Below are 6,125 nucleotides of genomic sequence, written 5' to 3' on the forward strand. Positions count from 1 at the left end.
AAGCCTGGCAGGCCGCCAACGCCGAGCGGGGCATCATGCCCAGCCTCAACGACTTCGCGGCGATGCGGATATCGGTGGGCGGCACCCGATTCCTGCTGACCTGGTGCGACGCGGCGAACGGGACCGACGTGCCGGAGGATGTCCTGTACTCCGCGCCCGTCCAGGCCCTGACCGACGCCGCCGGGTTCATCGTCGCCTGCGACAACGACCTGTTCTCGTACAACAAGGACGATCACCAGGAGCCGTGGGAAGCGAATCTGCTCAACGTACTGGCCCGGCAGCACGGCTGCACGCCCGCTGAGGCGCTGCCCGCGGCGTACGCGCTGCGGGACCGGGCGGTGACGCTGTTCGTCCGGCTGCGCGAGCAGCTGGCGCGCGACGCCGACGAGCAGCTCGGACGCTACCTCGTCTCACTGGAGCACTGGATCGTGGGCGACACCGATTACCACAGCCGCGCGCCGCGGTACGCCAGTCCGCGCAACCGCAACGTGCTCCCCGTCGAGGGGGCTTCGTACGACGTCACCTGGAGCGACACGCCCAGCGACCCGAGCGCCGAGCCGCTTCCGATCCCGGCTCTCGCCTGGTGGTGGCAGCAGCTCGACGGCTCGTCGCGCTGAGTTCAGCGGCGGCCCCGCAGGCGCGACCACCAGGAGACCCGGCCCGTCGGCCGCTCCCCCGCACCGGGGGCGGCCGGCGCCCACTCCCGGGCGGCGGGCGCCGGGCGCCCGCCGGGTATCGGTGTGGACCCGGTGACCGTGCTGCCGAGCGGGGTGAACCGGACCGGGAGCGCCACCAGGTGGCGGGACATCAGGGAGGACGTCCACCGCAGCTCGTCCTCGGGGACCGCCAGCTCCAGATCGGGCAGCCGGGTCAGCAGGGTGTCGATGCCGGTGTCCGCGATGGCCCGGCCGATGTCCTGTCCGGGGCACTCGTGCGGGCCGCTGCTGAAGGCCAGGTGGGAGCGGTTGCCGTGGACGGGCAGCGTCAGGTCGGGCCGGATCTCGGGGTCGAGGTTGCCGGCCCCCAGGCCCAGCAGCAGCATGTCCCCGGCCTTGATCCGCGTACCGCCCAGCTCCGTGTCGCCGGTGGCCCAGCGCCCCAGGACGGTCATGAGCGGCGGCTCGTCCCACAGGACCTGCTCCAGGGCGTCCGGCAGCGTCATGTGGCCGCCGGACAGGTTCGCGCGGAAACGGCTGTCGGTGAGCACCATGCGCAGGGTGTTCGCGATCAGGTTGGCGGTCGTCTCGAAGGCCGCGATCAGCACCAGCCGCAGGTGTTCCACGAGCTCCTCGTCGCCGAGTGCCGTGGGGTGCTCCAGCAGCCACGTGGTGAAGTCCCGGCCGGGCACCTCCCGCTTGCGTGCCACGAGTTCCCGGAGGGTGACCGAGACGTACTCGTTGCTGGCGACGGCCGTCTCGGTGCCCTGGATCATGTCCCGGGCCGCCTCGACGAGACGCGGTCCGTAGGACTCCGGCGCGCCGATGAGCTGGGTCATCACCAGCATCGGCAGCGGCTCGGCGAAGGCCGCGACCAGGTCGGTCCGCCCGGACTGGACGAAGGCGTCGATCAGCTGATCGGCGAAGCGCTTGACGTACCGCCGTACGCCGCGCCGGTCGAAGCGCTCCAGCGACTCGGTGATCGCCCCGCGCAGCCGCTCGTGCTCGACGCCGTCGACCAGGTGGCACACCGGCTGCCAGGCGGTCATCGGCGTCAGGGGGTGGTCCGCCGGGACGTTGCCCTCCCGCATGTCCCGCCAGTGGCGCGGGTCGCGGGCGAACCGGGACGGGGTGCGCGCCACGTCCAGGTTCTCGCGGTGGCCGAGCACCAGCCAGGCCGGCAGGTCGCCCTGGACGAGGACGGGTGCCACCGGGCCGTGTTCGGCGCGCAGCTTCTCGTACAGGCCCATCGGGTCGGCCTCGGCCTCCGGCCCGTAGAGCCGGTGGGCCGGGCAGCCCGGCGGCGGGGTGGGGGTGGTGCTCACGAGGCCTCCGGGGTCACGGCGAGGGAGTGCAGGTAGCGCATGAGCGTCATCAGGACGTCACGGCTGGAGTCGCGCCGCCGGGCGTCGCAGACGACGAGCGGTACGGACGCGGGCAGGTCGAGGGCTCCGCGCAGTTCGTCCAGGGGGTGCTCGGGCGCGTCGGGGAAGGAGTTGACGGCGACCACGAAGGGTACGCCGCGCTCCTCCAGCCGGCCGATCACGTCGAAGCTGACCTCCAGCCTGCGGGTGTCCACGAGCACGACGGCGCCCAGGGCACCCTCGAACAGGCCGTGCCAGAGGAACCAGAAGCGCTCCTGGCCGGGGGTGCCGAACAGGTAGAGCACCAGCTCCTCGTTGATGCTGATGCGGCCGAAGTCCATGGCCACGGTGGTGGAGCTCTTGCGCTCCACGCCGTGCGTGTCGTCGACGCCGACCCCGGCCTGGGTCATCGTCTCCTCGGTGGTCAGGGGCCGGATCTCGCTCACCGAGCCGACCAGGGTCGTCTTGCCGACCCCGAACCCGCCCACGATCACCACCTTGACCGCGGCGGCGGCCGTGGCCGGCAGCGCGTCCTCGCGCCGCGGGCCGGCGGGCTTCTCAGAGCTTTCGAAGTCCATCGATGACTGCCTCAATCAGTGCCAGGTCCGGGAGTTGGGCGGGGGCGACGGGTGGTCGGGACAGCACGTGGCCGGCGTCGAGCAGATCGCCGAGCAGTACGGTCACCACGCTCACGGGCAGGCCGAGATACGCGGAGATCTCGGCCACCGAGAGCGGCGACTGACACAGCCGCATGATCGCCGCGTGCTCGGGCTGCATGCCGGGCCGGGGCCCCGACCTGGCGATGATCAGGCTCACCAGGTCGAGGGAGGTGGACTGTAACGGTCCGCTGCGACCGCCGGTGATGACATAGAGCCGCTCGGGGGTGCCGTCTTCCCAGCCCCGGCCCGGGTTGCTCACGCGGGCTGCCCCTCGCGGCGCGGCGGACTGCTGAGGTGCTCACCGATCCGGGCGACCAGGTCGCGCATCCGCTGGCCCATCAGGCCGGCGTCCACGCCCTCGTTGGCGAGGACGGCGAGGTAGGCACCGGCGCCGGCCGCCATGAGGTAGAAGAAGCCGCCGTCCATCTCGATCACGACGAGCCTCATCCGCCCGCTGCTGTTCGGGAGTTCGGAGGCGACCGCGCCGGCGAGGCTCTGCAGCCCGGCGCAGGCGGCCGCGAGCCGGTCCGCGGTGTCGGTCTCCGCGCCGTACTGCGCCATGCGCAGGCCGTCGGCGGACAGCACGATGACATGGCGGGTCTGCGGAACGCTCTCGGCCAGGTCCTTGAGCATCCAGTCCATATTGGTCTGCTGCTGACTCATGGCTGTTCCCCCTTGCTCGCCGAGTCCGGCGAGGCGTCTGTGTTCTGGCTTGCTCCGCCGGTCCGGCTCGTGGCGGTCTGACTTTCCCCGGACAGTCCGCCCTGGAAGGCGGCGAGCCACATTCCGGGCTGTACCTCGGGCGCGGGCTCGGTCGCGGCCCGGCCCGCGGCCACGGCGGTGGCGGCGGGTGCCGCGGCCGTGGTCCGGTCGAGGGTGCCGGGCAGGGCCGGCGCCGGGGTGTGGGGCTTGCGGCGCCGCTGGGGCAGGCCGTTCGGGGTCCGCTCGGTCACAGCGGGGATCCCGTCCTCTGCCGCCTCTGCTGCCGGGACGTGCGGGCCCGTGGCCGGGCGCGCGGGCTCCGCGGGGACGGCCGGTGCCCGGCCGGGCCCGGCCGCCGGGGGCAGGGCCGCCCGGGGCCCCGAGGAGCTGCCGATGCCGTGAGCGACACCGGTGGCGGCCTCGGCGGTGGTGATCAGGCCCTGGGGGATGACCAGGACGGCGCGCACCCCGCCGTACGCCGAGGAGCGCAGCGAGACCTGGAAGTCGTACGCCTGCGCGAGGCGGCCGACGACGGCGAGGCCCAGGCGGGGCGTCTCGCCGAGGTCGTTGAGGTCGATGCCCTGCTGTGCCTGGCGCAGCATGCGCTCGGCCCGCTTGCGGGCCTCCTCGCTCATGCTCACGCCGCCGTCCTCGATCTCGACGGCGATGCCCGAGTTCACGTCGACGGCGGTCAGGTGGACCTTGGTCTGCGGCGGGGAGTAGCGGGTGGCGTTGTCCAGCAGCTCGGCGAGTGCGTGGATGAGCGGTTCGACGGCGGGTCCGACGACGGCGACCTGCGAGACGGAGTGGAGCTCCACGCGCTGGTAGTCGATGATCCGCGACATGGCGCCGCGCAGCACGCTGTACAGCGGGACGGCCCTGCTCCACTGGCGGCCGGGCCGCGCGCCGCCGAGGACGGCGATGGAGTCGGCGAGCCGGCCGATGAGCGCGGTGCCGTGGTCGAGCCGCAGCAGGTCGCCGAAGACCTCGGGGCTGCGGCCGTGCCGGTCCTCCATCTCCCGCAGTTCCTGGGCCTGTTGGTGCACGATGGCCTGGACGCGGCGGGCGATGTTCACGAAGGCGCGCTGCGCGGAGTCGCGCAGGTCCTCCTCGGCGACGACGGCGTCGAGCACCGAGCGCAGCACCGCCTGGTGGGCGGCCCTGAACGCGGGGGTCAGGCCCGGCTCGTAGGCGTCGGGATCCTCCAGGGAGGTGAGCACCTCATCGGGGAACTCCCCCTTGCGCAGGCGCTCCACGACGTCGGGCAGCAGTTCCTGCGCGAGCCGTACGGTTTCGGCCTCCTGGCGCGACAGGGACGCCTCCTGCCCGGCGATGGTGGCCCGCAGGGCCACCATCGCCCGTCCGCGCCGGGCGGCCTCGGCGCAGGACAGGGCGACCGCGACGAAGGCCACCGCACCGACCCAGGCGACGGGGGTGCGGGCCGACGCGGACACCATGACAACGGCGACCAGGGAGACCACGGCGGTCACCAGTGGGGGCAGCGCCCAAACGACGGGTGAGGTGGGCCCTGGACTTCCGGGCGACGATCCCACTCGAACCATCAGAACCCTCAAACGATCGAAAGCGAATGATCATATGACAACGGCCCGGAAGCTTAGCGTCTTTACGCGCGTGTCTTGACAGCAGGTCATGATCTGGACGGTGCAGGCCTGTTGGCCGTGTCACATCTGGCCGAAATCCGAAGGCCCCACGAACCGGTCGCGTGAATTCCGCTTCCGCTTCCCGCACTTGCGGCGCCCGCTCCGGCCCCGCGCGGGACCCGGCGACTATCCGGCGACGCGCCGTCTCCGGATCGGCCGAATCCCGCTGGCCGCCCGGTGCCGGGTCCGCCGCATTTGCCGGATCCGCGCGGGACTCACCGGTGATCAAGAAGATCCCCAGGTCAGGGACAATCATGCGGGCCGGTCAAGATCATCGGCCCATTGGCCCATCGGACCCATCGATCCATCGAACGAACGAACAGGAGCAGGCGCGTTGAACCAGGAGAGGCGCGAACAGGCCCAGAGGTTCCTGCATCCCGATGAGCGGCTCATCGCCGCGTGTGCCTACGAACTCGGGCCCGGCGTACCGCATCCGCCCGAGGCCCTGCTGGCTCCGCCGGAGTCGTCGGAACTCAGCCGGCGCATCGAGGCCAAGCTCCCGCGCGCCCTGCGGCAGTTGGTCAAGGCGCGCGTGCTCGACCCCCGGCAGTCGAGGCCCGCCGGCGCGGCGAACGCGATCGACCGCGCACCGGACATGGTGGATGACCTGGGCACGCGGCTCATGCACGGCACGAGCATGGAGGGCGGCTGGCAGAGCGCGGCCGGTCACTTCCTCGTCAGCCGCGCGAGCGTGCGGGGCTCGGTGACGGGCGTGCTCGCGGTCACCGACCGGCGCTGGTTCGGCCTGAGCGACGTCTCGCCGCTGTGGCAGACGACGCCCGTGATGAAGCAGTACTGGGAAACCCCGCGGGCGGCCATCGGCGCACTGCGCGCCAACCCGACGGGCCTACTCCAGAAGGGGCGTATGGAGATCCAGTTCGCCGACGGCTCGTGGGTCGCCGTCCTGGCGTCCGTCCCGGCGCAGGCGGCCCCCTTCGCGGCGGCCGCCGCGCGCCTGCGCTGACGCGGGGGCGGGCAACTTCAGCTTCGCCGGCGTTTGAGGCGCGGGTCCGGGCGGAGCCCGGGGCCCGGCGGTGCCGGGTTGCGGGGGGGGGGGGGCCGCCCCCCCCCCCGGCCGCGCCC

General features: G+C 72.7%; 6 protein-coding genes and 1 pseudogene. 2 read left to right on the top strand and 5 right to left on the bottom strand.

Going from position 1 to position 6,125, the window contains the following annotated elements:
- Positions 1-17: 17 nt before the first annotated feature.
- Positions 18-617 (top strand): annotated as a pseudogene (locus tag MTF65_RS06225) (terpene synthase family protein); the annotation flags it as partial.
- Positions 618-619: 2 nt separating this feature from the next.
- Here MTF65_RS06225 and MTF65_RS06230 read toward each other — a convergent pair.
- From MTF65_RS06230 to MTF65_RS06250, 5 genes are read right to left on the bottom strand one after another with little or no spacing between them, the layout of a single operon-like run.
- Positions 620-1,981, bottom strand: coding sequence for a cytochrome P450 (locus MTF65_RS06230; RefSeq protein WP_243627167.1), 1,362 nt, complete (start codon positions 1,979-1,981; stop codon positions 620-622).
- On the bottom strand, positions 1,978-2,598 hold the full coding sequence (locus tag MTF65_RS06235) for an ATP/GTP-binding protein (protein ID WP_243627168.1): 621 nt from the start codon (positions 2,596-2,598) through the stop codon (positions 1,978-1,980). The genes MTF65_RS06230 and MTF65_RS06235 overlap by 4 nt, the downstream gene beginning before the upstream one ends.
- Positions 2,579-2,938 (bottom strand): DUF742 domain-containing protein, encoded by a 360-nt coding sequence (locus tag MTF65_RS06240; RefSeq protein ID WP_243627169.1) that lies wholly within the window; start codon positions 2,936-2,938, stop codon positions 2,579-2,581. Before MTF65_RS06240 ends, MTF65_RS06235 begins: the two co-directional genes overlap by 20 nt.
- Entirely contained in the window at positions 2,935-3,342 is a 408-nt protein-coding gene (locus MTF65_RS06245) for a roadblock/LC7 domain-containing protein (RefSeq protein WP_243627170.1), read from the bottom strand. The genes MTF65_RS06240 and MTF65_RS06245 overlap by 4 nt, the downstream gene beginning before the upstream one ends.
- Positions 3,339-4,943 (bottom strand): sensor histidine kinase KdpD, encoded by a 1,605-nt coding sequence (locus tag MTF65_RS06250; RefSeq protein ID WP_243627171.1) that lies wholly within the window; start codon positions 4,941-4,943, stop codon positions 3,339-3,341. Before MTF65_RS06250 ends, MTF65_RS06245 begins: the two co-directional genes overlap by 4 nt.
- Positions 4,944-5,376: 433 nt before the next feature.
- On the opposite strand from MTF65_RS06250, the gene MTF65_RS06255 reads away from it, so the two are divergent.
- Positions 5,377-6,006 (top strand): hypothetical protein, encoded by a 630-nt coding sequence (locus MTF65_RS06255; RefSeq protein ID WP_243627172.1) that lies wholly within the window; start codon positions 5,377-5,379, stop codon positions 6,004-6,006.
- The last annotated feature ends 119 nt before the right edge of the window (positions 6,007-6,125 follow it).

Origin of the sequence: Streptomyces sp. APSN-46.1 (assembly GCF_022815725.1) — a bacterium.
In the GTDB taxonomy this organism is placed as follows: Bacteria; Actinomycetota; Actinomycetes; order Streptomycetales; family Streptomycetaceae; genus Streptomyces.

What these genes read in the sequence shown, in the direction of transcription:
- MTF65_RS06250 (WP_243627171.1), bottom strand. Translation starts at nt 4,943, where the DNA reads ATGGTTCGAGTGGGATCGTCGCCCGGAAGTCCAGGGCCCACCTCACCC.
- MTF65_RS06245 (WP_243627170.1), bottom strand. Translation starts at nt 3,342, where the DNA reads ATGAGTCAGCAGCAGACCAATATGGACTGGATGCTCAAGGACCTGGCC.
- MTF65_RS06235 (WP_243627168.1), bottom strand. Translation starts at nt 2,598, where the DNA reads ATGGACTTCGAAAGCTCTGAGAAGCCCGCCGGCCCGCGGCGCGAGGAC.